Source organism: Teichococcus vastitatis (assembly GCF_003604215.1).
GTDB lineage: Bacteria > Pseudomonadota > Alphaproteobacteria > Acetobacterales > Acetobacteraceae > Pseudoroseomonas > Pseudoroseomonas vastitatis.
In genome coordinates, this window is sequence record NZ_QXGS01000009.1 from 1 (window position 1) to 26,952 (window position 26,952).

Annotated in this window: 23 protein-coding genes; 13 read left to right on the plus strand and 10 right to left on the minus strand. The window is 70.6% G+C overall.

Annotated elements, in window-relative coordinates:
• The first annotated feature begins 34 nt into the window (after nucleotides 1-34).
• From D2K64_RS12920 to speB, 6 genes are all read left to right on the plus strand, one after another.
• Nucleotides 35-1,243, plus strand: coding sequence for a URC4/urg3 family protein (locus tag D2K64_RS12920; RefSeq protein WP_238384178.1), 1,209 nt, complete (start codon nucleotides 35-37; stop codon nucleotides 1,241-1,243).
• 16 nt (nucleotides 1,244-1,259) lie between these two features.
• Nucleotides 1,260-1,910 carry a uracil phosphoribosyltransferase gene (gene upp / locus D2K64_RS12925; RefSeq protein WP_120008791.1) on the plus strand — a complete coding sequence of 217 codons (651 nt, stop codon included), beginning with the start codon at nucleotides 1,260-1,262 and terminating at the stop codon, nucleotides 1,908-1,910.
• A 100-nt stretch (nucleotides 1,911-2,010) separates the two neighbouring features.
• A complete protein-coding gene (locus tag D2K64_RS12930) occupies nucleotides 2,011-3,471 on the plus strand; it encodes a DUF4403 family protein (protein ID WP_238384167.1) in 1,461 nt (486 codons plus the stop codon).
• Between the two features lie 68 nt (nucleotides 3,472-3,539).
• The gene (locus tag D2K64_RS12935) at nucleotides 3,540-4,865 is read left to right on the plus strand and encodes a hemolysin family protein (RefSeq protein ID WP_120008793.1); all 1,326 of its coding nucleotides are present in this window, start codon (nucleotides 3,540-3,542) and stop codon (nucleotides 4,863-4,865) included.
• 124 nt (nucleotides 4,866-4,989) lie between these two features.
• Nucleotides 4,990-6,783, plus strand: a complete 1,794-nt coding sequence (locus D2K64_RS12940) for a glucan ABC transporter ATP-binding protein/ permease (RefSeq protein WP_120008794.1) — start codon at nucleotides 4,990-4,992, stop codon at nucleotides 6,781-6,783.
• A gap of 71 nt (nucleotides 6,784-6,854) precedes the next feature.
• Nucleotides 6,855-7,766, plus strand: a complete 912-nt coding sequence (speB, locus tag D2K64_RS12945) for an agmatinase (RefSeq protein WP_120008795.1) — start codon at nucleotides 6,855-6,857, stop codon at nucleotides 7,764-7,766.
• 166 nt (nucleotides 7,767-7,932) lie between these two features.
• On the opposite strand, the gene D2K64_RS12950 is transcribed toward speB, so the two are convergent.
• The 5 genes from D2K64_RS12950 to D2K64_RS12970 all read right to left on the minus strand — a co-directional run bounded on the left by D2K64_RS12950 (nucleotide 7,933) and on the right by D2K64_RS12970 (nucleotide 13,990).
• A complete protein-coding gene (locus tag D2K64_RS12950; RefSeq protein WP_238384168.1) occupies nucleotides 7,933-9,240 on the minus strand; it encodes a type III PLP-dependent enzyme in 1,308 nt (435 codons plus the stop codon).
• A gap of 280 nt (nucleotides 9,241-9,520) precedes the next feature.
• Nucleotides 9,521-10,507: an asparaginase gene (locus D2K64_RS12955; RefSeq protein ID WP_120008902.1), complete on the minus strand. Its 987-nt coding sequence runs from the start codon at nucleotides 10,505-10,507 to the stop codon at nucleotides 9,521-9,523.
• 81 nt (nucleotides 10,508-10,588) lie between these two features.
• The gene (glk, locus tag D2K64_RS12960) at nucleotides 10,589-11,524 is read right to left on the minus strand and encodes a glucokinase (RefSeq protein ID WP_120008796.1); all 936 of its coding nucleotides are present in this window, start codon (nucleotides 11,522-11,524) and stop codon (nucleotides 10,589-10,591) included.
• The gene (locus tag D2K64_RS12965) at nucleotides 11,521-12,468 is read right to left on the minus strand and encodes a 1-phosphofructokinase family hexose kinase (RefSeq protein WP_120008797.1); all 948 of its coding nucleotides are present in this window, start codon (nucleotides 12,466-12,468) and stop codon (nucleotides 11,521-11,523) included. The genes glk and D2K64_RS12965 overlap by 4 nt, the downstream gene beginning before the upstream one ends.
• Before the next feature lie 61 nt (nucleotides 12,469-12,529).
• Nucleotides 12,530-13,990, minus strand: coding sequence for a fused MFS/spermidine synthase (locus D2K64_RS12970; protein WP_120008798.1), 1,461 nt, complete (start codon nucleotides 13,988-13,990; stop codon nucleotides 12,530-12,532).
• A 142-nt stretch (nucleotides 13,991-14,132) separates the two neighbouring features.
• Here D2K64_RS12970 and D2K64_RS12975 point away from each other — a divergent pair, with 142 nt between their 5' ends.
• Together D2K64_RS12975 and D2K64_RS12980 are read left to right on the plus strand one after the other, a co-directional pair.
• The gene (locus D2K64_RS12975) at nucleotides 14,133-14,552 is read left to right on the plus strand and encodes a hypothetical protein (RefSeq protein WP_157985831.1); all 420 of its coding nucleotides are present in this window, start codon (nucleotides 14,133-14,135) and stop codon (nucleotides 14,550-14,552) included.
• Nucleotides 14,553-14,746: 194 nt separating this feature from the next.
• Nucleotides 14,747-15,721, plus strand: a complete 975-nt coding sequence (locus tag D2K64_RS12980) for an alpha/beta fold hydrolase (RefSeq protein WP_120008800.1) — start codon at nucleotides 14,747-14,749, stop codon at nucleotides 15,719-15,721.
• Here D2K64_RS12980 and D2K64_RS12985 read toward each other — a convergent pair.
• The 5 genes from D2K64_RS12985 to D2K64_RS13005 all read right to left on the minus strand — a co-directional run bounded on the left by D2K64_RS12985 (nucleotide 15,718) and on the right by D2K64_RS13005 (nucleotide 21,782).
• Nucleotides 15,718-16,575, minus strand: coding sequence for an SDR family NAD(P)-dependent oxidoreductase (locus D2K64_RS12985; protein WP_120008801.1), 858 nt, complete (start codon nucleotides 16,573-16,575; stop codon nucleotides 15,718-15,720). The two genes, D2K64_RS12980 and D2K64_RS12985, sit on opposite strands and share 4 nt — an antisense overlap.
• Before the next feature lie 79 nt (nucleotides 16,576-16,654).
• Nucleotides 16,655-18,040 carry a hypothetical protein gene (locus D2K64_RS12990; RefSeq protein ID WP_120008802.1) on the minus strand — a complete coding sequence of 462 codons (1,386 nt, stop codon included), beginning with the start codon at nucleotides 18,038-18,040 and terminating at the stop codon, nucleotides 16,655-16,657.
• 45 nt (nucleotides 18,041-18,085) lie between these two features.
• Entirely contained in the window at nucleotides 18,086-19,216 is a 1,131-nt protein-coding gene (locus D2K64_RS12995; RefSeq protein ID WP_120008803.1) for a glycosyltransferase family protein, read from the minus strand.
• Nucleotides 19,216-20,253: a hypothetical protein gene (locus tag D2K64_RS13000; RefSeq protein ID WP_120008804.1), complete on the minus strand. Its 1,038-nt coding sequence runs from the start codon at nucleotides 20,251-20,253 to the stop codon at nucleotides 19,216-19,218. Before D2K64_RS13000 ends, D2K64_RS12995 begins: the two co-directional genes overlap by 1 nt.
• The gene (locus D2K64_RS13005) at nucleotides 20,250-21,782 is read right to left on the minus strand and encodes a glycosyltransferase family 4 protein (protein ID WP_120008805.1); all 1,533 of its coding nucleotides are present in this window, start codon (nucleotides 21,780-21,782) and stop codon (nucleotides 20,250-20,252) included. The genes D2K64_RS13000 and D2K64_RS13005 overlap by 4 nt, the downstream gene beginning before the upstream one ends.
• 699 nt (nucleotides 21,783-22,481) lie before the next feature.
• Here D2K64_RS13005 and D2K64_RS13010 point away from each other — a divergent pair.
• From D2K64_RS13010 to D2K64_RS13030, 5 genes are read left to right on the plus strand one after another with little or no spacing between them, the layout of a single operon-like run.
• Nucleotides 22,482-23,054, plus strand: coding sequence for a carboxymuconolactone decarboxylase family protein (locus D2K64_RS13010; RefSeq protein WP_120008806.1), 573 nt, complete (start codon nucleotides 22,482-22,484; stop codon nucleotides 23,052-23,054).
• 8 nt (nucleotides 23,055-23,062) lie between these two features.
• Entirely contained in the window at nucleotides 23,063-24,142 is a 1,080-nt protein-coding gene (locus D2K64_RS13015) for an acyl-CoA dehydrogenase family protein (protein WP_120008807.1), read from the plus strand.
• Nucleotides 24,139-24,903, plus strand: a complete 765-nt coding sequence (locus tag D2K64_RS13020; protein ID WP_120008808.1) for an ABC transporter ATP-binding protein — start codon at nucleotides 24,139-24,141, stop codon at nucleotides 24,901-24,903. The genes D2K64_RS13015 and D2K64_RS13020 overlap by 4 nt, the downstream gene beginning before the upstream one ends.
• A gap of 11 nt (nucleotides 24,904-24,914) precedes the next feature.
• Nucleotides 24,915-26,108 (plus strand): ABC transporter substrate-binding protein, encoded by a 1,194-nt coding sequence (locus tag D2K64_RS13025; RefSeq protein ID WP_120008809.1) that lies wholly within the window; start codon nucleotides 24,915-24,917, stop codon nucleotides 26,106-26,108.
• Nucleotides 26,105-26,926, plus strand: coding sequence for an ABC transporter permease (locus D2K64_RS13030; RefSeq protein ID WP_202910660.1), 822 nt, complete (start codon nucleotides 26,105-26,107; stop codon nucleotides 26,924-26,926). The genes D2K64_RS13025 and D2K64_RS13030 overlap by 4 nt, the downstream gene beginning before the upstream one ends.
• Nucleotides 26,927-26,952 lie beyond the last annotated feature (26 nt).

A 26,952-nucleotide genomic window follows, 5' to 3' on the forward strand; every position in this document is an offset into this window, starting at 1 on the left:
TCGCCAAGGGCCGCGCCCTTTGAGTTCGAACGCCGTGGCGCTGCTGCGTCGGCCGGACACCATCCGGGCACGCTGCCACGATCTGCTGCGCCTGGCCGAGGCCGACCGGCTGCCCTTCTTCCGCCTCGAGCCGGAACGGATCCCGGCCGCGGTTGATTACGTCACCGACACCATCCGGCGGAACTACCCGGATCTGCGCATTCCCTACCACGCGCGCTGGCGACATTTCGCCGCCGGCGGGGTGGATCGCTGGGGCGCCGTGGTCCGGCGTCTCGGCGGCGCGGACGCGGCGTCGCTGGCGCGGCGGCGCATCGACCTTTGCGTCGTGTCCGTGCTGCTCGACGCCGGGGCCGGGGCGGATTGGTCCTTCACCGAGCCGGACGGAACGCGGCTCGGCCGCTCGGAAGGGCTCGGCGTGGCCAGCCTGCATGCTTTTGCCGCCGGGTTGTTCTCCTCCGATCGGGGCGATCCGCTGCGCGTCGACGCCGCCGGGCTGGAGGCGCTGACCGCCGGGGCGCTGGGGCTTGCCTTTCAGGCCGACCCCGACAACCCGCTGACCGGTCTGGAAGGGCGGGCGGCGCTGCTGCGCAACCTCGGCACCGCCCTGCGGGCCGCGCCCGCCCTGTTCGGCACCGCGCCGCCGCGCCCGGGCGGGTTGTTCGATCATCTGCGCCGCCACGCTCCGGAAGCCGGATTGCCTGCGGCCCGGATCCTCGACGCCGTGCTGGCGGGGCTGGCGCCGATCTGGCCTGCCCGCCTGACGCTGGACGGCGAAAATCTGGGCGACGTCTGGCGCCACCCTTTGGCCACGCCGGAAGGCCCGGCGCCCGGTCTGGTGCCGTTCCACAAATTGTCGCAATGGCTCAGCTATTCCCTGGCCGAGGTGATGGAGGATGCCGGCATTCCCGTGCTGGAGCTGGACGCCCTGACCGGGCTGCCGGAATACCGCAATGGCGGGCTGTTCCTGGATCTCGGCGTGCTGCGCCTGCGCGACCCGGCGCTGGCAACGGCGACCCTGCCGGTCGACCACGTGGCGGTGGTGGAATGGCGGGCGCTGACCGTCGCGCTGCTCGACCGACTGGCTGAAGGAGTGCGGGCGCGGCTGGGCCTCGATGCGGAGGCCCTGCCGCTGGCCCGCGTGCTGGAAGGCGGCAGCTGGGCGGCGGGCCGGCGCATCGCGCGGGAACTGCGCCCCGGCGGCGGCCCGCCCCTGCAGGTGGCCAGCGATGGCACTGTGTTCTGATGGAGAAGCCCGAACCATGACCGACGCCGCCGCTCTGCCGGACAGCGTGACCGTGATCCGCCACCCGCTGGTGCAGCACAAGCTGACCCTGCTGCGGCAGAAATCCACCTCCACCGGCGAGTTCCGCCGCTTGGCGCGCGAGATCAGCTTGCTGATGGCCTATGAGCTGACGCGCGACCTGCCGCTGGAGATGACGGGGATCGAAACCCCGCTGGAGCCGATGCAGGCGCCGATCCTGTCGGGCAAGAAGCTTTGCATCGTGTCCATCCTGCGCGCCGGCGACGGCATCCTGGAAGGCATGCTGGACCTCGTGCCCTCGGCGCGCGTCGGCCATATCGGGCTGTACCGCGATCCGGAGACGCTGGTGCCGGTGGAGTATTACCTGAAGCTCCCGGAAGACGTGGCCGAGCGCCTCGTGATCGTGGTGGATCCGATGCTGGCCACCGGCCATTCCGCCGCCGCGGCGCTGTCGCGGCTGAAGCAGGCCAGGGCCGAGCAGATCCGCTTCGCCTGCCTGCTCGCCGCGCCGGAAGGCGTGTCGGTGCTGACGCAGGCGCATCCCGAGGTGCCGGTGTTCACCTGCTCGATCGACCGCGAACTGGACGACCACGCCTATATCCGTCCCGGCCTCGGCGACGCCGGCGACCGGCTCTACGGCACCAAGTAGCCGGCGGCATGGCGGCGGAAGTGCGGCATCGCGGGGCCGGGATGAACCATGCGCTCCGCGTCGCCCGCGCTATGCTCGTTCCATGAGGAAATTGCTGCGAATGGTGCGGCGCCGCTGGTTCATCCTGCTGGTGCTGCCGGTGCTGGTCGTGAGCGGCGGCATTGGCGGCTCGCTCTGGTTGCACGGGCGCGACCTGCTGCTGAGCCAGGCGCCGCCGCGCCGCTCCGCCACGCTGGACCTGCCGCCGCAGGAAAGCCTGGCCGCGCTGCGCTTCCGCCTGCCCTTCGACACGCTGCGCCGCGCCGCCGAGCAATCCCTGCCCGCCGAGTTCCATCAGGCGGGGGAAGGCGGCGGCGCCCGCTACGAGCTGACCGTGCGGCGCACCGGCGATTTCAACCTGTCGGAGGTGGGTGGCCGCCTTCGCGCCACCGTGCCGCTGGCGGTGAACGGCAAGGCCGGGCTCAGCGGCGGGCTGGCGCGGGCCCTGTCGCTGGGCGAGAAGAACGTGGATGCCGCGGCCGAGGTGTCGGCCGATCTTTCGCTGTCGCTGGACGAAGGCTGGTGCCCCATCGTGGAGGTGCACATCAGTTACCGCTGGACCCGCTCGCCGCGGATCGAGTTGCTGGGCGGCGTCTGGCTCAATGTCGAGGACCAGGTCAAGGGCCCGGTCAGCCAGGCCCTGTCCGGGCTGCCGGCGCAGCTGCGCGAAATCCTGCCCTGCGACAAGGTGCGGGAAGCCGCGCTGGAACTGTGGCAGCCGCAATCCATCGAGGTGCAGCTGCCGGCGGCGCCGCCGCTGCACATCGGCATCGAGCCACAGGCGGTTGGATTGTCGGACATGACGGTGGAGCGGGACGCCATCCGGGTCGTGTTGGCCCTGCGGGCGCGCACCACCGTGTCATCCGAGCCGCCGAAGAAGAGCCCGCCCAGCTTTCTGCCGCCGCTGCGCCAGCTGCCGGACCGCGCCGACCGCGGCGGCCGGCTCCGCCTGTCGGTGCCGGTACGCGCCGGATATGACATGATCCGCGACTGGCTGATGGCGGAGTTCGGCAACAAGGACCTGCCTGTCGAGACGCGGTTCGGCACGGTGATGCTGCGACTGCGCGACCTGTTCATCTATCCCAGCGATCCCGCCATCGCCATGGCGGTCACCTTCAGCGCCGACCTGCCCGGCATGCTGCCCGATACTACCGGGCGGGTGGTGATCTCGGGCCGGCCGGTGCTGGACCGGAACGGCACCCGGATCCGGCTGGAGGAGCTGCGCTTCACCCGGGACCTCGACAGCGCCCTGTGGTCACTCGCCACCCTGGCGCTGGAGCCGCAGATCCGCGCCGCCCTGTCCGACCTCGCCGTCTACGATCTGTCCGGAATCATGCGGGACGGGCTGGCGGAGCTGCGCCGCCGCCTGTCGGACCCGGATTTCACCGGCGGCATGCGCGTCACCCTGACCGACCCGCGCCTGCGGCTGCAGCGTGTGGTGCCGGAGCTCGATGCCCTGGCCGTGCTGGGCACGGCGGAGGCGGGAATCCTGGCCGAGGTGACCGCGCTGCCATTCCCGTGACCGGCAGTGGGTGACATTTTGCCGCACCCCCATTCTGCCGGTGCCGGACATGCCCTAGCATCGTCGGCATGTTCGACATCGCCATCGTGTTGCTCCTTGTCATCATCAACGGAGTTTTTTCCCTGTCTGAGCTGGCGGTCGTGTCCGCCCGCCGCCCGCGCCTCCGGGCCATGGCCGCCGAAGGCCGCGCCGGCGCCGCCGCAGCCCTGAGGTTAGCCGAGGACCCCGGCCGCTTCCTGTCCACCGTGCAGATCGGCATCACCCTGGTGGGCGTGCTGGCCGGCGCCTTCTCCGGCTCCGCCCTGGGCGGCCAGCTTTCGGCCTTGCTGCTGGACGCCGGCGTGCCGCTCGATGTCGCCAACCCGCTGGGCTTCGGCGTCGTGGTGGCGCTGGTCACCTACCTGTCGATCGTGGTGGGCGAGCTGGTGCCGAAGCGCCTGGCCCTGCGCAACGCCGAGACGCTGGCCTGCCTAGTGGCCCCGCTGATGCGGCTGGTGTCGCGCATCGCGGCACCTGTGGTGTGGCTGCTGGATACCTCCACCACCGCGATCTTCCGCCTGCTCGGACAGGGCGGTGCGTCGGAGGAGAAGGTGACGGAAGACGACGTTCACTCCCTGGTGGCCGAGGCCGAGCAGTCCGGCGCCATCGAGGAAAGCGAGCGGGAGATGATCACCGGCGTGCTGCGCCTCGGTGACCGCCCGGTGCGCGGCATCATGACGCCACGCAACGACGTGGACTGGATCGACCTCAACGCGCCGGACGACGCCACCTACGCATTGCTGATGCGCACCCAGCATTCCCGCCTGCCGGTGGGCGAGGGCAGTGTCGAGACGCTGCTCGGCGTCGTGCAGACGCGCGAGCTCCTGGCGGCGCATCTGGCCGGCCGCTCCTTCGACGTGCGCGCCGCCATGCGCGTCGCCCCGGTGATCCCTGACGCCGCCGACGCGCTCGACGCGCTCGACGTGCTGCGCCAGGCGGAGGTGCCAATGGCGCTGGTGCATGACGAATACGGCCATTTCGAGGGCATCGTCACCCCGGCCGACCTGCTAGAAGCGATCACCGGCAGCTTCCGCGCCAACGAGGATGCCGATGAGCCGGGCGCGGTGGAGCGCGACGACGGAACATGGCTGCTGGCCGGCTGGCTGGCGGCCGACGACATGGCGGCTCGGCTGAATATCCGCCTTCCGGAAGTCCGTTCCTACCACACGGTGGCCGGCTTCGTGCTGGCGGCCTTCGGCCGCATTCCGTCCGTCGGCGAGTCCCGCAACATCCTCGGCTTCCGATTCGAGGTGCTGGACCTGGATGGCCGCCGCATCGACAAGGTGCTGGTGGCACCGGCCAAGGCGGTGCCCGTACCGGGGCGTTCCGGCCGCGGGACCCTGCCGCAGAAATAAACCGGCCGGTAAAAAACACCTCAGCGTGGTCACAATCAGGTGATGTTGGGATGCGATAACGCTCAAGCCCGCCCTTGGGCAGGGGCGGGCCCATCGCCAACCTTGCCTGATCAGACCACCATCCATGTCCATCCTGAAGGTTTACGGCCGGGTTCTCGGCCTGTTGCGCCCTGAATGGCGGCGCTGCGCCGCCATGCTGCCCTGCGGACTGGCCATCGCCGGGATCGGTTTCCTGGAGCCGGTGCTGTTCGGCCGGGTCATCGACCTGCTGTCCCGCTCGATGCACCTCTCCGTTGCCCAGCTCTGGGACGAGGCAGCCTCGCTGCTCGGATTATGGGCCGCAGTTGGCGTCACCGGCATCGGTGCCGGCATGCTGGTCGCCCTGATGTCCGACCGCATGGCGCATCGCTCCCGCATGCGGGAGATGGGCCGTTTCTTCTCCCATACCCTGTCGCTTCCGGCCGCATTCCACGGCCGCACCCATTCGGGCGTGCTGCTGCGCACCCTGACGGTCGGGGCCGACACGCTGTTCCAGCTCTGGCTGGGCTTCTTCCGCGACCAGTTCGTCGGCTTCGTGTCGGTGCTGGTGCTGCTGCCCCTTACCGTGCTGCTGAACTGGCGCCTTTCCCTGGCGCTGATCGTGCTGGTGCTGTTGTCCGGCGTGCTGACGGCGCTGGTGATCCACCGCACCCAGGCGTTGCAGCAGGGCGCCGAGCAGTGCCATCTGAAGCTGGCGGCCACTGCGCAGGACACCTTCGCCAACATCGCCGTGGTGCAGGCCTTCACCCGCCTGGCCGCCGAGCGCCGCGCCTTCGCCGCGCTGCAGGGCGAGGCGCTGTCGCGCCAGTTCCCGGTGCTGAACTGGTGGGCGCTGTTGTCCATTCTGACGCGCAGCGCCAGCACGCTGGCGATCCTGGCCATCGTGGTGCTGGGCACGCTGCTGCACCTGCGGGGCCAGGCCAGCGTCGGGGAGATCGTGTCCTTCATGGGCTTCGCCGCCATGCTGATCGGCCGGCTGGAGCAGATGGTGTGGTTCACCTCCAAGCTGTTCGCGCAGGCGCCGGCGCTGCGGGAATTCTTCGCCGTGCTGGATGCCGCCAGTTCCGTGCCGGAAGCGGCGAGCGCCGCGCCCCTGCGTGCCACGGCCGGCGAGGTGGTGTTCGAGGATGTCAGCTTCGCCTATCCGAATGGCCCGGCCATCCTGTCCGGCGTTTCCTTCACCGCGCGGCCCGGCCGGGTGGTGGCGCTGGTCGGCGCGACCGGTGCCGGCAAGTCCACCGCGATGACGCTGCTGCAGCGGGGCTGGGATCCCACCGCCGGCCGCATCGCCGTCGACGGGCAGGATCTGCGCGAGGTGTCGCTCGACAGCCTGCGCGGCGCCATCGGCGTGGTCTTCCAGGACAGCCTGCTGTTCAACCGCTCGATCCGCGAGAACCTGCTGGTCGGCAAGCCCGATGCCACGCAGGCGGAGATCGAGCAGGCCTGCCGCCTGGCCGAGGCGCATGACTTCATCCTGCGCCAGCCGCAGGGCTACGACACGCTGGTGGGCGAGCGCGGCGGCACCCTGTCCGGCGGGCAGAAGCAGCGGCTCGCCATTGCCCGCGCGCTGCTGAAGAACCCGCCCATCCTGATCCTGGACGAGGCGACCTCGGCGCTCGACGCCGCGACCGAGGCCAAGGTGACGCGGGCGCTGAAGGCGCTGATGGCCGGCCGCACCACCTTTGTCATCGCCCACCGCCTGTCCACCATCCGCGACGCGGACGAAATCCTGGTGTTCGCGAACGGCCAGATCGCCGAGCGCGGCAGATTCGACACGTTGGCGGCGCAGGGCGGGCTGTTCGCCGAGCTGGCGGCCAGCCAGGCGGTGCCGGCGGTGGATCCGGTGGTGGTGCCGTTCCCGGCGGCGCGGGCGGCGTAACGCCGCCGCGGTTGCGCGCGGCGCGCGAAGGCGGGACAAGGCAGGCCCTCGCAGCCTGACGGAGTTCCGGCATGTCCCTGGTGCCCACCTTCGCGATCACGCCGTCCTTTCTGGGCGCCCCCTGGCAGGTTCCGGGCGCCGCGCCGGCCGCGCTGAGCGTGGCCGGCATTCCGCTCGACATCGGCACCACCAACCGGGCGGGCGCGCGCTCCGGGCCCGCCGCCATCCGGCAGGCCAGCCGGATGCTGGTAGACGGCGCGCACCCGACGCGCTGGACCGACCCGCAGGACTGGCCGCTGGCCGATGCCGGGGATTTCAGGATCGCGCTCGGTGACATCGCCGGCAGCCTGGCGCTGATCGAGCAGCAGGCCGCCGCCATCCCGCACCTCGTGGCGCTGGGCGGCGAGCACGGCATCACCCTGCCGCTGTTGCGGGCCCTGTCGAAGCGGCTGGGCGGCCCGCTGGCGCTGGTGCATTTCGATGCGCATGTGGACACCTGGGCCGACAATTTCGGCCAGGTCTACGGCCATGGCTCGGTGTTCTTCCACGCCATCCGGGAAGGGCTGGTGGATGCCCGGCGCATGATCCAGGTCGGCATCCGCTCCCCCGTGCAGCGCGAGGTCTGGGACTGGACCCTGGACCAGGGCGTCACCGTGCTGAGCGGGCAGGAGGTGCAGGAGATGGGCATCAAGGCCGTCGCGCGGCGCATCCACGCCGTGGTGGGCGACGCTCCGTCCTATCTGTCCTTCGACATCGACGCGCTTGACCCGGCCTTCGCGCCAGGCACCGGCACGCCGGAGGTCGGCGGCCTGGCCAGCTGGCAGGCCCAGGCGATCCTGCGCAAGCTGGATGGCATCGACTTCCGGGGCATGGACATCGTCGAGGTGGCGCCCGCCTTCGACCACGGCGAAATCACGGCCCTGGCCGCCGCGACCATCGCCTGGGAATACCTGGCGATGGTCGCGGCGCGGTCCGCCGGCTGAACGCGAGGCCGTTCCCGGACAGGGGATGGAAACGGCCGGGCGTGCCGGCTTCCGCGCACCGGGGGCGGCCCGCCCGCTTCCGAAAGGCGCTGGCCATAGGGCCGGCAACCAGGGAAGGATCGGGCCGCCACCCGCCGCGCGGCACGGAGGAAAGGCCGGCCGCCGGTCAGGCGGCGGCCACCTCCTCCGCGTGACCCGGGGTCTCCAGCAGCGGCGCGTCCCGCACCTCGGCCAGCATCACGCGGTCGAAGCCGTTGAACGCGGTGCGCAGGCAGCCGCCATAGGCGCCGAGCTGGCCAATCTCGATCCAGTCACCCTCGTGCACATCGGCCGGCAGCAGGAACGGGCCCTGCATGTGGTCGGCGCTGTCGCAGCTCGGGCCGAAGAAGCGGAAGGGCTGCACGGCATCGGCAGGCGCCGGCTGCCCCGGGCGGATCAGCCGCACCGGGAAGCGGAAGCCCGGCACGCCGGCATCCGACAGGCTGCCATAGACGCCATCATTGACGTATAGCGCGTCGCCCCGCCGCATCTCCACCCGCACCACCACCGAGGCGCCGCCCGCCACCAGGGCGCGGCCCGGCTCGGCCCAGAGGCGTGTGCCCGGCAGCGCGAGCTTGTTGAAGCCCTCGCGGATGGCGGCGAAGAACTCGCCCAGCGGCGGCGGCGTGATGTCGGGGTAGGAGACGGGGAAGCCGCCGCCCACATCGATCACCTCCACCGCCACGCCGGCGGCGCGGATCACCTCCCCGGCCAGCGCCAGGGCCCGGGAATAGGCGCCCGGGTCCATGCACTGCGAGCCGACGTGGAAGCACAGGCCGAGCCGCACCGCGCGACCGCGCGCCGCCCGCAGCAGGGCCACGGCTTCCTCCGGCGAGGCGCCGAACTTGCCGGACAGGTCGTACATCGCCGCGCCCTTCGGCATGGCGAGGCGCACGAACAGGCCCAGATCGGCGGCACCGCCGGTTTCCTGCCCGATCTTCTCCAGCTCCTCGGCGCTGTCGAGCACGAAGTCGCGGACGCCGTGGCGCGCATAAGCCTCGGCGATGGCGGCGCGCGACTTCACCGGGTGCATGAAGTGGATCTGCGCCTTGGGGAACATCTGGCGCACCAGCCGCACCTCGCCGGCCGAGGCGCAGTCGAAGTGGCGGACCCCGCCGGCCCAGAGCGCGCGCAGCACTGACGGCTCCGGATTGCACTTCACGGCATACAGCACGTCGCCGGGAAAGCCGCCGACGAACCGGCGCGCGGCGGCGGCCAGCGTGGCCGGGCGCAGGCAGTGCATCGGATCGGACGGGCGGTCGGTGGCCACCACCTCATCCACCGCCGGCAGCAACAGCGGCGACCGGTCGGCGGAGGGACGGCGGCGCAGCGGCGCCACGGCGCCGCGGGAGCGGAACTGGGACAAGGGCGGAACTCGCAACATCGCGGAGGAGAGGGGCGCCATGTGGCGCAGCGGGAAAGCGGGCCGCGGCAAGCGCGGACCGGATTCTTCAGGCGATGCTGGCGGGTAGGCGCAGCACGCCACTGGGATGAACGGACATATCGGGTTCCCTTCAGGACGCCGGCCCATGGGTGACCGGCTCGACCAAAAAGGACGCGTTACGTCGTTGCTTCACCCCCACCGGGGCACCGGGCACGTGCGGTTGCGTCGTGGAAGCTATATAGCGAAGCTTTCCGGAAAAATCACCGGGATTCTCTGGCTCAGCCCTGCGATCTTCCGGCCGCCGATCCCCGCTGCGCGCATGACGGCGTGTTCACGCCGCCGTTACCAGAGCCTCGGCCGGACGCAGCGAGCCGACCTCGATGCCGTTCCAGTTGCGCAGCACGGGGTTTTCCAGGGGTTCCAGGACCCGCTCCGCTGCCTCATCCCGCGGCAACAGGCGGCGCAGCAGGGCGGCGATGGCCACTTCCGCTGCGCGGGTGGCGCCATCGCCGCATTTCAGGGCAATGCCCATCCCCAACTCAGGCAGGGCGGCGCAGAACACCCCCTCGGCGCCTACCTTGACGAAGACCCGCTCGCCCAGGGCCTCCATCACCGCCGTGTCGAAGCGGCCGGTGCCGGCCACCAGGAAAGGATGCGCCGCCACGGCCTGCCGGAGCCGGTGCGCCGCCGCGGCACGGGCCGGGGGCAAGCCATGGCCGGTGCCGATCCGGGCGAAGCCCAGGGCCAGGGCGCGCAGCGGGATGGCGTAGGTTGGGATGGAGCAGCCATCGATGCCGTGGCTGCCTTGCGGCAGGACGTAGCCGGTGACGACTTCGAGCGCGGCCTTCACCTCGCGCTGCACCAGGTGTTCCGGCTGCACATAGCCGCGCGGATCGGCGTCCAGCCCGCAGGCGAGGCACACGAAGCCCGCATGCTTGCCGGAGCAATTATTGTGCAGGGCCGAGGGCTGACCTCCCGTAGCGGCCAGGGCGCGCGTCGCCTCGGCGTGGCTCGGCCAATGGCTGCCGCATTCCAGGCAGCCCGCATCGCGGCCGGCGGCGCGCAGGGTACGCTCGGCCACCACCACGTGGCGCGGCTCGCCGCCATGCGAGGCGCAGGCGAGGGCCAGGGACTCGGCTTCCAGCCCGAAGCGGTCCGCGGCGCCCGATTCCACCAGCGGCAGCGCCTGGATCACCTTCACGGCGGAGCGGGGAAACACCGGCCGGTCGATCTCGCCGGCGGATAGCACCACGCCGCCCCCGGCATCCAGCACCGCAAAGGCGCCGGCGTGGCGGGATTCCATCCGGCCGCCGCGCATGACCTCAACCAAAACCGGATCCTGCACCGCCTCGCCTCCGCCATAATCCTGCCGGCGAGATCCACCCGCCCGGCGCCGCCGTCAAGTCAGGCCGGTGCGGAACGCCGCGGCGCCGACCAGTCCGGTGTGCGGCCGCACCACCTGGATCACCGGGATCGGCCGCAGCACCGTCTCGAACCGGCCCTTGGCATGGAAGCCATCCAGCAGCGCGGCGGGGTCCAGCAGCGGACCGAGATTGCGGCAAAGGCCGCCCATCACGTACACGCCGCCGCCGGTCAGCAGCGCCAGTGCGAGGCTGCCAGCGGTCGCGCCGAGGATGGAACAGAACAGCCGCACCGCTTCGGCGCAGGCCGCATCGCCCTGCTCCGCGCCGCGCGCCACGTCTTCTGGCCGGTCGCAGCGAAAGGCAGAGCCGCGCTTCGCCACCAGGAAGCGCCCGAGCGCCAGCAGCCCCGGGCCAGACACCAGCCGTTCCGCCGAGACATGGCCGTGTTCCGCCCGCAGGCTGGCCAGGATCTCAGCCTGCAACGCGTCCTGCGGCGCGAAGGAGATGTGGCCGCCTTCGCTGGGCAGGATGCGCGGCCCGCCCGGTTCCGGCTGGATAAAGGCGACGCCGAGTCCGGTGCCCGGGCCGATCACCAGGCTGGGCTGCCCGGGATGCGGCTCGCCGGGCTTCAAGGGGCGCAGATCGCCGCCGGACAAGGCGGGAATGCTGGCGGCCTGGGCAACGAAGTCGTTGATCACCGTCAGCCTGCGCAGCGCCAGCGCCGCTTCCGCCTCGCGGATCGAGAAGCGCCAGTTGTTGTTGGTGAAGGCAATATGGTCGCCCCGCACCGGGGTGGCGACCGCGAACACCGCCTCATCCGCGGCGCGGCCCGCCAGATAGGTGTGCGCCGCCTCCACCACGCCGGAGTGATCGGCCACCGGCAGCTTGCGTTCCTCCTGCGGCGGGCCGCCATCGACGCTGAGCGCGAAACGGGCATTGGTGCCGCCCAGGTCTCCCAGCAGCCGGATCATGCAGGCTGTTCCATCGGCACCGCGACCTTCCGGCGCAGCCGGATCACGTCGTCCCGCGCCGGATGCGCCGTGCCGGCCTGCGACACCGCCGCGGCGCCGGCCGCCACGCCCCAGGCGAACGCGTCGTCTGCGCCACGTCCATCGGCCAGTGCCATAACCATGGCGGCCACGAAGCTGTCGCCGGCGCCCACCGCGCCGCGCACCTCGACCGGCAGGGCTGGCAGCCGCAGCACGCCCTCGGCACGAGCCAGCAGGGCGCCGTCGCCGCCCATGGTCACCGCGACCAGGCGGGCCTTGCCGGCCTGCACCAGCTCCATCGCCGCCGCCTCTTGCGCCGCGGGATCGGACAGCTTGCGGCCGATCGCCCTCTCGAACTCGCCGATGCTGGGCTTCACCAACTCCAGCCCGCCCTGCTGCAGCGCCAGCTGCAGCGCCTCCCCCGAGGTGTCCAGCACCAGCCGCGTGCCATGCCGCGCCGCGCGGGCGGTGAGCCGGGCATAGAAATCCGCCGGCACGCCGGGCGGCAGGCTGCCGCTGGCCACCAGCCAGCCATCCCGGACCTCGTCAGCGGCATCCAGCGCGGAGTGCCATTCGGCCTCCGACAGCTGCGGACCTTCGGCCACGAAGCGGTATTCCAGGCCGGTGGAGCGCTCCAACACCGTCTGGCTGATGCGGGTGCGGCCGACCACCGGCACGCTGCGGCACGGCACCCCGGCTTCCTCCAGCAATTGCTCCAGGAAGCCCCCGGTTACCCCGCCGGCCAGGATGATGGCCAGGGTGTCACCGCCCAGCTCCCGCACCACCCGGGCGACGTTGACGCCGCCGCCGCCGGGATCCTGGCGCTCGGCCCGGGTGCGGATCTTGCGCACCGGGTGCACCGTGTCCGCCTCGCTGGCCAGATCAATGGTGGGGTTCAGGGTCAGGGTGGTGATGCGGGGTGGCATGCGGCGGAAATTCCTCCTCGGCTCGCAGGGATTATGGGATGACGGCTGGCAAAGTTGCAGATCAGCGTTGGCGTTCGCGCCAGGCGGCGAGCATCCGCGCGCTGCGCCATTCCAGGTCGGAGCGGTTGTCGGTCAGCGGCGTGAACCCTGCCAGCAGCGGCGCGGCGTCCTCCAGCCGCACCCGCAGGCGGCCCGCCGCGGCCTGAGCCGGGGCCGGCACCACCGCCAGCCGCGCTTGCGCCGTTTCGCGCGTCAGCCCTTCCCGCGTGGCGAACAGCAAGGTGTTGCCGCTATCGGAGCGGGCCGCCAGCACAGCCGGAAACACGGCCCGCAGCGTGGCCGCCAGCGGCCCGACGATGCCGCCGGCATCGCCGGTGTTGAACACGTTCAGCGCCAGCACGCCGCCTGGAGCCAGCCGTCGCGCGGCGGCGGCGAAGAACTCCACCGTGGCCGCGTGTGGCGGAATCTGCGCCGTGGCGTAGAGGTCGCTGACGATGAGGTCATATTCGGGCCCCGCCTGTTCGATGGCGCGCCGGGCGTCATCGTGCCGCACTGGGATGGACAAGCCGAAATCACGCCGCGCCACAGCGGTGACCTCCGGATCGAGCTCCACGCCCTCGCCGCGCAGATCCGGGAACGCACGCTGCATGGCCGCGATCGCCGAGCCGCCCGCCACGCCGAGAAACAGGGCGCGGCGTCCGTCGGCCAGGGCCGGCGTCGCGCCCAGCAATTCCCAATAGGAGCCGGGCAGGGTGCCGTCACGCCGCTGCATCGACTGCACGGCCAGGGGCGAGTTCAGCATCAGGTAGCGGGCCGCGGCATCTTCCCACACCATGATGGTGTTGTAGGGGGTCTCATCATAATGCGCGAAGCGGGCGGCGCGTGCCTGTTCCGACAACAAGCCGGGCAGCAGCGGCAGCAGAACAAGCGCGGCCCGCCAGGGTGCCAGGCCGGTGGCCAGCGCCGCCAGCGCCGCCAGCGCGGCAGCCGAGGCGTAGCCCGCCACCAGCCCCATCACCGGCACGGCGAAGAAAGCGGCAAAGAAGGTGCCGCCGATGCTGCCCAGCGCCTGACAGGCGGAGATGGCGCCGGAGGCCGGCCCGGCGCCGCCGCGCTCCGCCAGCCGGGCCACGCAGAGTGGTGACACGGCAGCGAGGCAGAAGGCGGGCGGGCCGATCAGCACGGCCGATGTGCCGACGGCGCCAGCGACGGGCCCGAGCCCGGCTTCCGCCGCCGCGGCGATGCCGCGCCCGATCCAGGGCGTCAGGGCGGCGCACAGCGCGGCGAAGCCGAGCAGAGCGGGCAGCGCTGCCCTGGAATGGCGCCCGGCGCCCAACCGCCCGCCGGCCCAGTAGCCCAGCGACATGAAGAACAGCGCGGTGCCGATGATGGCGCCCCATTGGAACAGCGTTTGCCCAAATACCGGCGCCATCAGCCGGCCATCCAGCATTTCCAGCGCCATGACGCTCCAGCCAGCGGCGAAGGCGGCAAAGGCGGTGGCCAGAGTGTCCGGGCGCGGCATGCGTTTCTCCGAGGTGAGGCAAGAGCAGGGGGGCCAGCCGCCGCAGCCTTGCCGCATCCGCCTGGGTTGGCCAGGGGTGCCGGGGTTTTCCGATGCGCAGGCGGACGCTATGGCGGGCTTTCCATCCGCCGCGAGGTTTTTGATGTCCGAGGTGAACGTTCCACCCTCCGCCACGGTCGGCGATGCCTTGCACAGCATCCTGGAAGCCGTCGATTCGCCGCTCGCCGCACTGGAACGCGTCGCCGGGGACACCACGGTCCGGCTCGCCGCTCTGCAATCGGCACTGGGTGAGCAGCGCGGGCGGATCGCCGACCTGGAACGGCAGCTGGGCCTCGCCGAGGCGCGGCTGCTGGTGGAAACCATGCACGCGGCCGGGCTGGCGGCGCAGGCGGCGCATTTGCTGGGCCTGGGCCCCGACGTCTCGGTGGCAACGGAGCCGAGCGGCGAGCACTACAGCGATGGCGCGCCCAAGACGCGGCTGGCGCTGGTCTACGAGGCGGCCTTTGACGCCAAGGGACACGAACTCGGCGTAGCCGAGCCGGAACAGTTTCGCGACGGTTGAGGCGGGGATGGCGACGCGCGCGCTGCCGCAGCCATCGGCCACCGCACATCCCCGAGCGGCGATGCGGATCCCGGACAAATGCCCCGGCGCTGTTTTCGCCGGCATGAAAGGTTGACGCCGATGACGTGCCGCAGCCCCGTCGTGATCCGCCGCAGCGGTGAGCCGCCCCCGGGTAGCACACCGGACATGGAGCCATGAGCCGGGCCACCGGCCGTCCCTGGCTCCGGCTGGTGGCGGCGGGCGGCGGGGCGCTGGCGCTGCTGTTCTGGAGCCAGGCGCGCGCGGCGGAACGTGCGGCAAGGGCGTGGCCGCCGCGCGGCCGGTTCATCATGGTGGAGGGCGTACGGATCCACCTGCTGGAACAAGGCCACGGGTCCGAAACAATCGTTCTGCTGCACGGCAACGGCGCCATGGCGGAGGATTTCGCCATCAGCGGCATCCTGCACCGGCTCAGCGCGCGCTTCCGCGTGCTTGCCTTCGACCGGCCCGGCTTCGGCCATACCGAGCGGCCCTCCCACCAGCGCTGGGACGCCGCGGCGCAGGCGGTCCTGATCGCGGCGGCGCTGGAGCGGCTCGGCGTCCAGCAGGCGGTGGTGGTGGGGCATTCCTGGGGCGCGCTGGTGGCCCGTGCCCTGGCGGCGCAGGTGCCTGCCCAGGTCACCGCCCTGGTGCTGGTGTCCGGCTACCACAGGCCGGAACGGCGCCTGGATGCGGCCCTGGCTTCGGTGGCCGACTGGCCCGGATTGGGGGGGCTCCTCTGCGCGACGCTGTTGCCTCCCCTCGCATCCCGGTTGCTGCCTCGCCTCCTGCGGCGGATCTTTGCGCCGGCACCGGTGCCGGCGGAGTTCCGGCGATGCTTCCCGGCGCCGCTGGCGGTGCGGCCGGCGGCATTGCGGGCCAGCGCCGCCGACACCCGCAGCATGGACGCCGACGCGGCCTGGCTGGCGCAGCAACACCCGTTGCCCGCGATGCCGGTGCTGATCCTGGCCGGCGGCGAGGACCGGATGGTGTTGCCGGACCGGCACGCCATGGACCTGCACCGCATCTGGCCGGGCAGCCGCCTGCGCGTGATCCCGGAAGGGGGGCACATGCTGCACCATACCCATCCGGGCGCGGTGGTGGAGGCGATCGAGGACGCGCTCAAGGAAATCCGGAGCCGACGCGCCTAGCTGCGCCCGCGGCCCTGCTGCACGAAGGCTTGGAAAGCCGCGGCATGATCGGGGTGCCAGCGCGACAAGGCCGGCCGGTTCTCCACCACGTCGCCCGCCGCCCACAGGATGCGCATCTCATCCAGCTCCCGCGGCACGTCATTGTCCGGGCACAGGATGTAGAAATCGCCCGCCTCCAGCCGTGGCAGCATGAAGTCCACGGTCTGCTCCGGTGTCCATGCGGCATCCGGCTTTACGGCGCGGCCTTGTGCGGTCAGGGGCGTGAACACGAAGCCCGGGATCAGCAGATGCGCGGTGATGCGGCAGGCCGGGTCCTGCCGCAGCTCATGCGCCAGTGCCTCGCTGAACGCCTTCACCCCGGCCTTCGACACGTTGTAGGCCGGATCGCCCGGCGGCGTGGTGATGCCCTGCTTGGAGCCCGTGTTGATGATCAGCCCCGGCCGGCCCCGGGCTACCATGCCGGGCGCGAAGGCCTGGGTGCCATGGATCACGCCCCACAGATTGACCCCGATCACCTCGGCCCAGCGCTCCGCCGGGCCGAACAAGGCGCTGCCCGGCTGGATGCCGGCATTGTTCATCAGCAGGTCGGTGCCGCCGAACCGCGCGCGAACCTGTTCCTCCAGGGTCAGCAGCGCCTCGGGGCGGCTGACATCCACTTCGGCGGTCATCACCTCCGGCCGCGGCGCGGCCTGCCGCAGCGATGCTTCCGCCGCGGCCAAGCGTGCGGCGTCCCGATCGGCGATGCAGACGCGCAGCCCGCGCTGGAGGAGCCGGCGGGCGGCCGCAAGGCCGATGCCGGAGGCGCCGCCGGTGATCACGGCGGTGCTGTCCGGAAGCAGGTCAGAAAAACTCATGGCGCAGACTCCTTCGGTGCCTGCGCCAAGGTGGCGTCTCCACCTCGGGCGGACACCGGTGCTCGCCGAGGCGTGAGCTTCAGTCCGCCACGGTCTGCACCACGTCCTCGCCATTGGCGTAGGTGAACACCACCTCGCTCACGGCAAGGGACAACAGGCGCTGGTCGTTGCCGCCTTCCTCCTCGTCTGCCGGGCGGCCGGCGATGAAGCTGTCGATCCGCAGCGTCTGGAATCCCTCCCGCGGCAGGTCCTCGGGCGGCACCGCAATGGTGATGCGGGACACGTTGGGGGCGCTGCCGGGCAGCACCACCGCCTCCATCTCACGCGTGTCGAGGAACAGCCGCAGCATCGGCTTCGACGCCTTGAACAGGTGGCGCAGCTCGATCGTGACCTCGCGCAGCACCCGGTTCGGCGCCGGGTTCAGCACCATGCCGCTCTGCCCCATCCAGCGGAACTCGCCCTGGGCATCGCCCTCGGCATCGTACCAGCCGAAGTTCAGTCGCGACGAGCGCGCACCGACCTTGAGGGCCCGCGGCGGCTGAGCGCCGCCGCCCGGGCTGCTCGCCGCCGCGATGCCGGCCTCCGGCGTGGCGGAGGCGATCAGCGTACGGAAGCTGTTGATCTTCTGCCGCATGGCCGGATCGGGCTCCAGCGCCGCGGCATCGGCGCCGGCCAGAGCGTCGCTCGCCACCTGATCGAAAAGCAGGCAGGACGCGTAGTCGATGAAGGCGTCGATGCGCTGCTGCTGCGCGCCGAGCTGCTGCCGGAAATCAGCGGACAATGTTGCCACCTGCAGGCTGGCCATCTGCTGCACCTGCGCCAGCTTCGCCTCCAGCTCCAGCACCTGCCGCGCGAGGGAATCGCCGCGGTCGCGCAGATATTGGAAGCTGGCCACCGGCGCCTCCTGGCCCAGCGCGTGCAGTTCGGCCTGGAAGCCGTTGGAGCTGAAGTCGCTGAGGTAGAGCTGCGCCGCGAAGCTGAAGGAGCAGCCGCCATCATCGAGCAGGCGCGGACGGTCCACGGCCACCTGGCGGGTGAATACGCCGTTGATGCGCAGAAACATCACCGGGTTGTGGAGCCCGTTGACACGGTTCACCGCGAAGCCGCGCAGCATGCCCTGGTTGAAGTCGAACTGTTCCACCCTGACTTCGCCGGGCCCCACCAGCTGCTCGGCCGCATCCGCCGATTTCACCACCAGCGAGGCATCCTCGTCGACGCAGCCGCTCGCGCTGCGCAGGCGGATGGTGGCGGGCAGCTCCACCAGCGGCAGGTACCGCACCGGGATGGCGATGGTGTCGCCGGCCCTGAATCGGCCCTGGATCGCCTGCTCGCCGACCTGGATGCCGAGAACATGGGCCGAGGCGACGTCGTCCACGGTGCAATCCTGCTGGCAGCGGAGGATCAGCTGCTGGAACTGGCTGCCTTCGAGCCGGAAGGGCGCCCCGGTCTCGCTAGGGGGCGTCATGGATCGGATCACTGAGAGCATGGGAAAGGTCCGGCGGGGTGTTGATCAGGCGGCACGCAGGGCACGCGGCAGGCCGGCGCGATGCACCAGCCGGTCGTAGTCGTCGCCGACCTGCGCCAGGTAGTTCAGGTAAAGCTCGAGCGAGGCATCCAGCAATTCCTGCCGCAATGCGGGCGAGCGCCGGTATTCGCGCATCAGCAACGCCATCTCCTCCACCGTTTCGAGGCCATGCGCCGCATGCCGCACCGGAAGGCCGACGAAGGCATCGCGCGTTCCAAGGGTGGCGCGCCCATAGGCCAGGGCCTCGACCGTCTTGATCTTCAGCCCGGTGCCGCCCAGCATGGGGTTCAGCACGCAACGCACCTGCTGATAGAACTGATCCACGGTTGGCAGCACGCCGAGCCGCACCGGATTGGATAACAGCACCGGGTTGCGCCGCAGAATGGTGCCGGCCAGCGCCCATTCCAGGTCCAGCCCCACCAGCTGCCGGTCCATCGCGGCGATCGAGCGGATGTTCCACGGATTGGCGCTGCCGAGATAGCCGAACATCAATGGCGGCTCGGCCGGCAGTTCCTCGGTCAGGAAATGCGGCGTCATGGCGTGGCCCACCGTCAGAACCTCGCCCGCGAAGCGTCCGGCGATCTGCGCCGATTCCTCGTTCTGGATGCCGATCACGATGTCGGCGCGGGCGAAGCCACGATCCTCCTCCGCCTTGGTGGTGAAGAACCAGCGCGGCTCCAGGCCGGTTTGGCGCGACACCAGATGCCGGTCGCCGAACAGGTCGTGCGTGTCCAGGATCCGCACGGCGCCGTCGATGCCGGTCAGCACGCGCGACATCCAGACATAGTTCACAATCACCGCATCGTGCCGGCCTTCCTGCCAGACCTTGCGTACCGCCTCCACCAGCTCCGCCGGGCACCAGTCATCGATGCCCCAGCAATCGGCGAAGCGCGGCCGGGCCAGGGCTCCGGAGGGCATGAAGTGGAAGCGGTTCCAGAAGCCGCTCATCGCCGTCCGCTGATCGGCGGTCAGCCCTTCCATGCCGTAATAAAAGAAGTCGGCCACCGTGCCGCGCTGCTTCAGCTGGTGGCCGAAAGCCTGAATACGGGCGGAGTTGCCCTGGTCCGCCGGGTGCGACGGGATTGGCGACACCACCAGGATGCGGGGTGCGGGCATCAGGAAAACACCTCGATTTTGTCCATGCAGAAGCCCAGGCGGCGCTCGCCCTGGTCTTCCTTGACCAGGTACGGCACCGACAGGCCGAGGATGAGGTCGGGCGGCAGCTCGGCCGGGAGGTCGACCACCACGCCAGCGCTGGTGTCCGACCACCGCTCCAGCCGGCAGGGCACTTGGTCGCCGTTCAGCGACACGGCCATCCTGTCGAGCATCTCCGGCCGGGGTACTCCGATCACGGCGAGCTTCAGCCATCGGCTGAACGGCGGCAGCGATCCCAGCGCGATCCGCAGATGGCGCTCCGGCCCGCTCCACAGCCAGCTGTAATCGCCATCCGCCTCGCTGCGGTAGGCACCGTCATGCGCCAGCAGCCCGGCCGGCAGCTTGGCGAGCAGCGGCGGACGCGGCGCTGCCGCGGCCGATGGCACGTCGAGGCGGAGTTGCAGTTCCGCCGTCCCGCCCAGCGCTACGGCCAGTCCGAGACGGCGGCCCGCTGCTTCCAGGGCTTCCGCCGCCGCGGCGGCGTCCGATGCAGGCAACACGAGGTGGTACCGCGCAGCGTCGGTGCCCACATCGATCTGCAGCGCCACGGAGGCGTGGTCGGGGTGCTTCGCGAGCAGGCCGGCTGCCTCGCCGCCCGCATTGTCCCGCCAAAGGAACCAGGGACGTGGCGCCGCGACCAGCAAGGCGTCCAGCATCGGCGCGGCGACCGGTGCCTCGGCATAGGCCAGACGCCGAGCACCGGGCTGCTGCCAGCGCGCGGCGGATGGCTGCTCCGCCAGGGTCGCCGCGTCGCATAGCGGCGCCCAGCCGCCAGCCGCACGGAACCGCCGCAGGAACGCCGCTTCGGCCCGCGGCAGCGCCTCGGCATCGGCAATGCCGACCAGGCTGCCCGGCAACGCATTGGCCAGGCTGTTGCGGGGAAAGGAGAGGTCCAGCACGGCCAGCGCATCGAAGGCGGCGTCCAGCCAGCGGGCCATCGCGACGCCGAATTGCAGCGCGGCGCCAGCTTGCAGCGGAGCTTCCGGAGCCAGGTTCATGCGGCCTCTCCGGCAACATCGAGGTGCAGCAGGATGCCGCAGGTGCCTGCCATCCCGGCCGGCCATTGGTCATCCGATCGCGCGGCACCGGACAAGATGCGGGTATCCAGCAGCTTCACATGATCCGGCAGCACGCTGCCCAGCAGCGGCGCATGTTCCCGGCTGGCGCGCGCCAACTCGGCTAGGCTGTCGAAGGTCAGCAGTACGCGGCAGGGCCCATGCTGCTGCTGCAGGCTGCGGGCCAGCCGCGCACGGTCCTGCAGCGCAGTACCGTCCAGCGTGAGGCAGGCCGGCTCGGCCAGCGGGCGGGGCGGCGGGTGCAATCCCGGGCGGGACAGCGGGCGCCGGGCAGCCTCCTCGATTGCGTCGCGGTATTGCCGGCCCACCACTTCCAGCGACAAGGTGGTCTCGGCATAGCGGCGGGCGTTGTCGCCGATCGCCCGCAGCAAGGCCGGATCCTTGTGCAGCGCGGAGAGCGCCGCCACCAGGGACGGCACCGGAGTCATCAGCGGCAGGTGCACCACCGCCTCGCGCGGCAATTCCCGATAGGAAGCGGTATCGGTCACTAGGCAGCAGCGGCCGGCGGAGAAGGCGCGAGCCAGCGAACCGGAACTCTCGCCCACCGAGGGAAAGCGGAGGTTGACCAGAACGTCACAGGCCGAGACATGCGCGTTCAGCGTTGGCTCATCGACGTAGCCAGTGATCTGCGAGCGCTGCTTCAGCAACGGAAAGCGCGCCAGCTCGGCCGACAGATCGTATTCCTCGGCCCGTTCCTCGCCGGCATGGATCCAGCGCAGCTCCGTTCCTTGCGCCAGAACCTGCTCCAGCGCCTGCATCAGCCAGTCGAAGCGCTTGGCGTTGGTGGCGAAGCCGGAGGTGGTGACGATGAAGGCATCCTGCGGCAGTCCCAGCCAGTCGCGCGCCTGCTGCTGGTCGGCCATCTCGACCGGCGGCGCGAAATGCGGGATCACCGAAACGTGCCGCGTGGCAGCCTCGCCATAGATGCCGCTCAGCTTCGCCTTGGCGAAGAGGGAGTGCACCACCACCCCGGTGGATCTGGCCAGCAATTCCCGCTGCATGTCGAACAGGGCGTAATTGGCTTTGGTCTTGAGACCCAGACGCTTCCAGTGGCGGCCGAAGCTCGGCGCCAGCAGGGGCGCGGAGCGGCCCATCTCGGCCAGCATCCCTTCCATGCCCGGCTGCTCCAGCTCGTACAGGTAGAACAGGCCGATGTCGTGGATGGTGGTCAGGCCGGGAAACTGGCGCAGCGCCCGAAGTACGAAGACGTGGCCGGCATTATTGCCGATCTGGTGCAGCACCCGGCTGTCAGGCGTGATGTGACGATAGGATTGTTGTTGATCCCGCACCCTGACGCCATCCGGTGCCTGCGCGGCAGGATCGTCGCAAAAAGCAGAAATGTCGTAGTATTTCCTGATCTCGTTTAGAAGAATGTAAGAATAATCGGCGATCCCGTTCTTCTCGGGCGGCAGGGGACTGAAAAAACCAAGAGGTGAGCGCGTCACGTCCATCGAAGAACCTCTCCAGTTTCACGCTATCTGCCTTCGCAGCACAGCCTTGAGGCGTTCCCCTGAAGCGAGCAGCAGGACCTGCCGCGGCAGAATATTTTCAATTTTCTGCTAGGAGGCAAGAGGATTGATTCATCCCTCTGAAATTCGCTTTTCTCTGGCCAGATCTGTCAGGGTTATTGCCGTAGATTGTGGTCTACCCCGCAGAATGACGTAGGTGGCGAGATTCTGCCGGCTCACGTCCGCAGCATGCGTTGAAGAAGTCGTGGCGGTAAGCCGTCGGGTGATCAGGGATCAGGCTGAACCACTGGCAGCGGCACCTCGGGTGCGAGGCCGGACCCGTTTCCACACTGCTCTCCATCACCTCCAGGCACCTATTCCCGCCGCAAACGACTTCTCTGAAATTACACGAAGATAACGTGGAACCATTGCCTTGGCCCTGCGGCTTCGTCAGGCGGGCGCCGATGATGCGAGCTGGCGCAGAGGCAGTTGGAGCCGCATCCCCAGCAGGCCGCAAAGCTCTGTAAAACACGGTCGACTGCAGTAGAATGTGGGGAGCTGTATTTCTTGTGTTGACGTTAGGAAGGTCTTGTTCGCCACGGAAGCCGCAGGCTATAGAGTGATATTAACTAAAAACTAAATCATATAGTGTTTTAGCGAAAACTCTTTCTAGTTCGCGTGTGACCCGTAGGAGACCGTGCCATGTCCCGTTTGCCGCTCCGCACGCCGGAGGATGCTCCGGCCGAAGCCGTACCCGTCCTCGTCGCGGCCGAAAAGAACAATGGTTTCCTGCCAAACCTGCTGCGCGTGCTGGCGAATGCGCCGGTAGCCTTGGAAACCTATCTCACCGTCTCCGGCATCAACGGGCGTGCCAGCCTGACGCTTGCCGAGCGCGAAGCGGTGCAGATCACCGCCGCCGCCACGCATGGTTGCGGCTTCTGCGTTGCCGGCCACACTGCCATCGCCACCAAGAAGGCCGGGCTTGACGCCGATGCTGTGGAAGCGCTGCGCCGGCGGCAACCGGTGGCTGATCCGCGGCTCGCGGCCGTCGCCGCCTTCACCGGCGCCGTGATCGCCACCCGCGGCCAGGTGGCCGATGCCGATCTGGACGCGTTCAAGAACGCCGGCTTCACTGACGGGCAGGCGCTGGAGGTGGTGCTCGGCGTCAGCCTGGCTACCTTGTGCAACTTCGCCAACAACCTTGGCCAGCCCCCGCTGAACCCGCAGCTGGAGCCCTTCCGCTGGGACGGCCCAACCAGCGTTGCGGCGGAATAAGCGTCACCATGGGCGCTCCTGCTTGCCCCGCTCTGTTGGAATGGCTTGACGACCACGCTGCCGGCCTCGATGACGGCCACGCCGATCCGGCAGTGTTGCTGCCGCGCCTGGGCGACGCCGGAATGTTCGGGATCGGTGTTCCGGCGGAGTTCGGCGGGCAGGGGGGTGACGTCACCGATGCGGTGGAGGCCATTGCCGCCGTTTCGGCCCGGTCCCTGGCGGCCGGCTTCGTGTTCTGGAGCCAGCGCAGCTTCATCGAATACCTGCTGCAAAGTCCCAACGCGGCGCTCCGCGGGCGGCTGATGCCGGCGCTGCTGCGCGGCGGAGTGGCCGGCGCGACCGGCCTGTCCAACGCCATGAAGGCCTTGGCCGGGCTGGAGCCGCTGCAGATTGTCGCCGCACCGGAGAACGAGGGCTACCGCCTCGGCGGGCGGATGCCCTGGGTGACCAACCTGCGCGCCGAAGGCTTCCACGTCGCCGCCGCCATCGCCCATAGCGATGGAAGTGGCGCGCTGGTCGCGAGCCTGCCGCATGACGCCCCTGGACTTCGTCGCAGCGAGGATCTGTCGCTGCTGGGCCTGCGCGGCACGAGCACGGCGGCGATCGATCTGCGCGCGGTGCCGCTCGCGCCCGCCGACATCATCCACCCGGATGCCGCGACATGGCTGCCGCAGGTGCGGCCGGCCTTTCTGGGACTGCAATGCGGCATGTCCATCGGCCTGGCGCGGCGTTCCGTGCAGGAAGCCGCAGACCAGGGAGGCGCCGCGCGCGAGGTGCTGCGCCAGCCCGTGTTATTGCTGCGCCAGCGCCTCGCCGCCGAGGAAGCGTCGCTGCGTGAAGGCTTGCGCGCGCAGGCCTTCCAGACCCGTGCCGCGCCGTTGTTCGAACTGCGGATCCGCCTCGCCGGCCTCGTCGCCGAGGCTGTGGGGCTGGAATTGCAGGCGTCAGGCGGCCGCGCTTACCTGCAGCCGCATGGCGAGGGGTTCGCCCGTCGCTGGCGCGAGGCTGCCTTCATCCCGGTGATCACGCCGAGCCTGGTGCAGTTGAAGGCGGCCCTGGCCGCCCGGCCCGGGGCCGTCGCGGCATGAGCGCCAGCTTCTCCGCCCGGCACCTGACGCTGCGCTATCCCGGCGCGGCGCAGCCGGTGCTGGCGGGGCTCGACATCGACCTGCGGTCCGGCGAGATCACCGCTCTGCTGGGGCCGAGCGGTGTCGGCAAGTCCAGCCTGTTGCGCACCCTGGCCGGATTGGAAGCGCCAAGCGGGGGCGAGATCCGCATCGGCGGCACGCCGCTGGTCGGCACGCATCCGCGCATCGCCCTGGCCTTCCAGGATCCGGCGCTGCTGCCCTGGCTGACGCTGGAGAAGAATGTCGGCTTCGGGCTCGATTTCCGCCACCAACCGGCGCTGTCGCGCTTCGAGCGGAAGGCGCGGGTGGAGGATGCCATCGCCGCCGTCGGGCTGCGCCACGCCCGGCACCTGCACCCGTCGCAGCTTTCCGGCGGCATGGCCAGCCGCGCCGCGCTGGCCCGCTGCCTGGCGCGCCATCCCGAGGTGCTGCTGCTGGACGAGCCCTTCGGTGCGCTGGACGAGGTGACGCGGAGCGAGATGCAGCGCCTGCTGCTGCAGGTGGTGGCAGTCCGCCGGCCCGCCACGCTGCTGATCACCCACGACATCGACGAGGCGCTGTTGCTGGCCGACCGCGTGCTGCTGCTGGGCGGCAGCCCGGCGGGGCTGGTCGGCGACTGGCCCGTTGCGCTGCCGCAGCCGCGCGAGGACCTGCTCGCCGAGTTGGGAGCCCTGCGCGTCGAGATCCTGCAGGCGCTGCGCGCCGCCCTGCGGCGCCATTGACGGAGTTCTGCATGGAAAGCGAGTTCTTCTCCCGCCGCGATGCGTTGCGCCTGGCCACGCTGTTCACCGCCGCCGGCGCCGCCCCGCTGCTGCGGGCCCGCTCCGCCCGCGCGCAGCCCGGCGCGGATGCCGCGGTGCGGATCGGGTACCTGCCGATCACCGATGCCACGCCGCTGCTGGTCGCCCATGCGCGGGGCTTGTTCGAGGCCGAGGGGTTGCGCGCCGAGAAGCCGGTGCTGCTGCGTTCCTGGGCCCAGGTGATCGAGGCCTTCCTGGCCGGGCAGGTGGACGTGGTTCACCTGCTGTCGCCCATGACGGTGTGGGCCCGCTTCGGCAGCCGCGCGCCGCTGAAGGTCGTGGCCTGGAACCACCTGGACGGCTCAGGGCTCACGGTGCAGCCCAGTATCAATGACGTGCGGGCGCTGGGCGGCCAGACCGTCGCGGTGCCGTTCTGGTATTCCATCCACAACGTGGTGCTGGGCACGCTGCTGCGCGCCAACGGCCTGAAGCCGGTGGTGACGCGGGGCGGCGCCGCGCCGGCGGCGGATGAGGTGGCGCTGGTGGTGATGCCGCCCTCCGACATGGTGCCTGCGCTCGCGGCCAGGCGCATCGCCGGCTACATCGTCGCCGAGCCGTTCAACGCCGCGGCCGAGGCGCAGGGCGTCGGCAAGGTGCTGCGCTTCACCGGGGATGTGTGGCGCGACCATGCCTGCTGCGTGGTGGCGATGCAGGAATCCGACCTGCAGCGCCGGCCCGAATGGTCGCAGAAGGTGGTCAACGCCGTGGTCAAGGCGCAGGCCTGGATCCGGGACAACCGTGCCGAGACGGCGCGGATCCTGTCGCGCGAGAACCCGAACCGCTATACCCCGCACCCGGCCGCCGTGCTGGCCAAGGTGCTGGCCCCGGACGCGGCGGACCGTGCCGCCTATCTCGCCTCGGGCGCCATTCGCCACGCGGAATGGAGCAACCGGCGCATCGACTTCCAGCCCTATCCCTTTCCTTCCTATACGGAGGAGCTGGTCCGGCGGCTCAAGAACACGCTGGTTGAGGGCGAGCGCGGCTTCCTTGATGCCCTCGATCCGGCGCAGGCGGCGCGCGAGCTGGTGGATGACCGCTTCGTTCGCACCGCGATCGCCGAGGTAGGCGGACCCGCCGTGTTCGGCATCCCCGACAGCTTCACCCGCAGCGAAACGGTGCTGGCGTGAGCGGCGCCGCCGCCTCGCTCGTCAGCCCGGCTCCACGAGTCCGACCCGGCGGCGGCGCCGGCTGGCAGCGGCTGTTGCTCGGGCTGGCCGGCCTGACCCTGTTGCTGGCGCTGTGGTGGCTGGGCACCGGGCCGCTGGCCGAGCCGGGCGGATTTGCCCGCCGCTTCGCCCCCGGCGCTGCGGCGGCCAGCCTGGTGGAGCTGGTGCGCTACGGAGACCTGTTTCAGCACATCTGGCTCAGCCTGAGGCGCGTGCTGGTCGGGCTGGGCGCCGCGCTGGTGGTGGGCGTGCCGCTCGGCCTCGCGGTGGGCAGCCTGCGGGTGGTGGAGGCGGCGACCTCTCCCGCCTTTCAGTTCCTGCGCATGATCTCGCCGCTGTCCTGGATGCCGCTGGCGGTGATGCTGTTCGGCGTCGGCGATGCACCGATCTTCTTTTTGTTGTTTTTCGCCGCCGTCTGGCCGGTGCTGCTCAGCACCGCCGAGGGCGTTCGCCGGCTGGACCGGCGCTGGCTGCTGCTGGCCCGCAGCCTGGCGGCGACGCGTCGCGAAACCCTGTTCCGCATCGTGCTGCCCGGCATCCTGGCACCCGTGCTGACCGGCACCCGCTTGGCCATCGGCATCCTGTGGATCGTGCTGGTACCGGCGGAGATGCTCGGCGTCTCGGGCGGGCTCGGCTATCTGGTGCTCGATACCCGCGATCGGCTCGCCTATTCCGAGCTGATGGCGGTGGTGGTGCTGATCGGCCTGCTGGGTTTCCTGCTGGATGCCCTGGCCCGTGCCCTGTATCGCTGGCGTGCCGCCGGGCCGCCGCAGAACTGAGCGGCCCGCACCCGCCTCACCAGCGA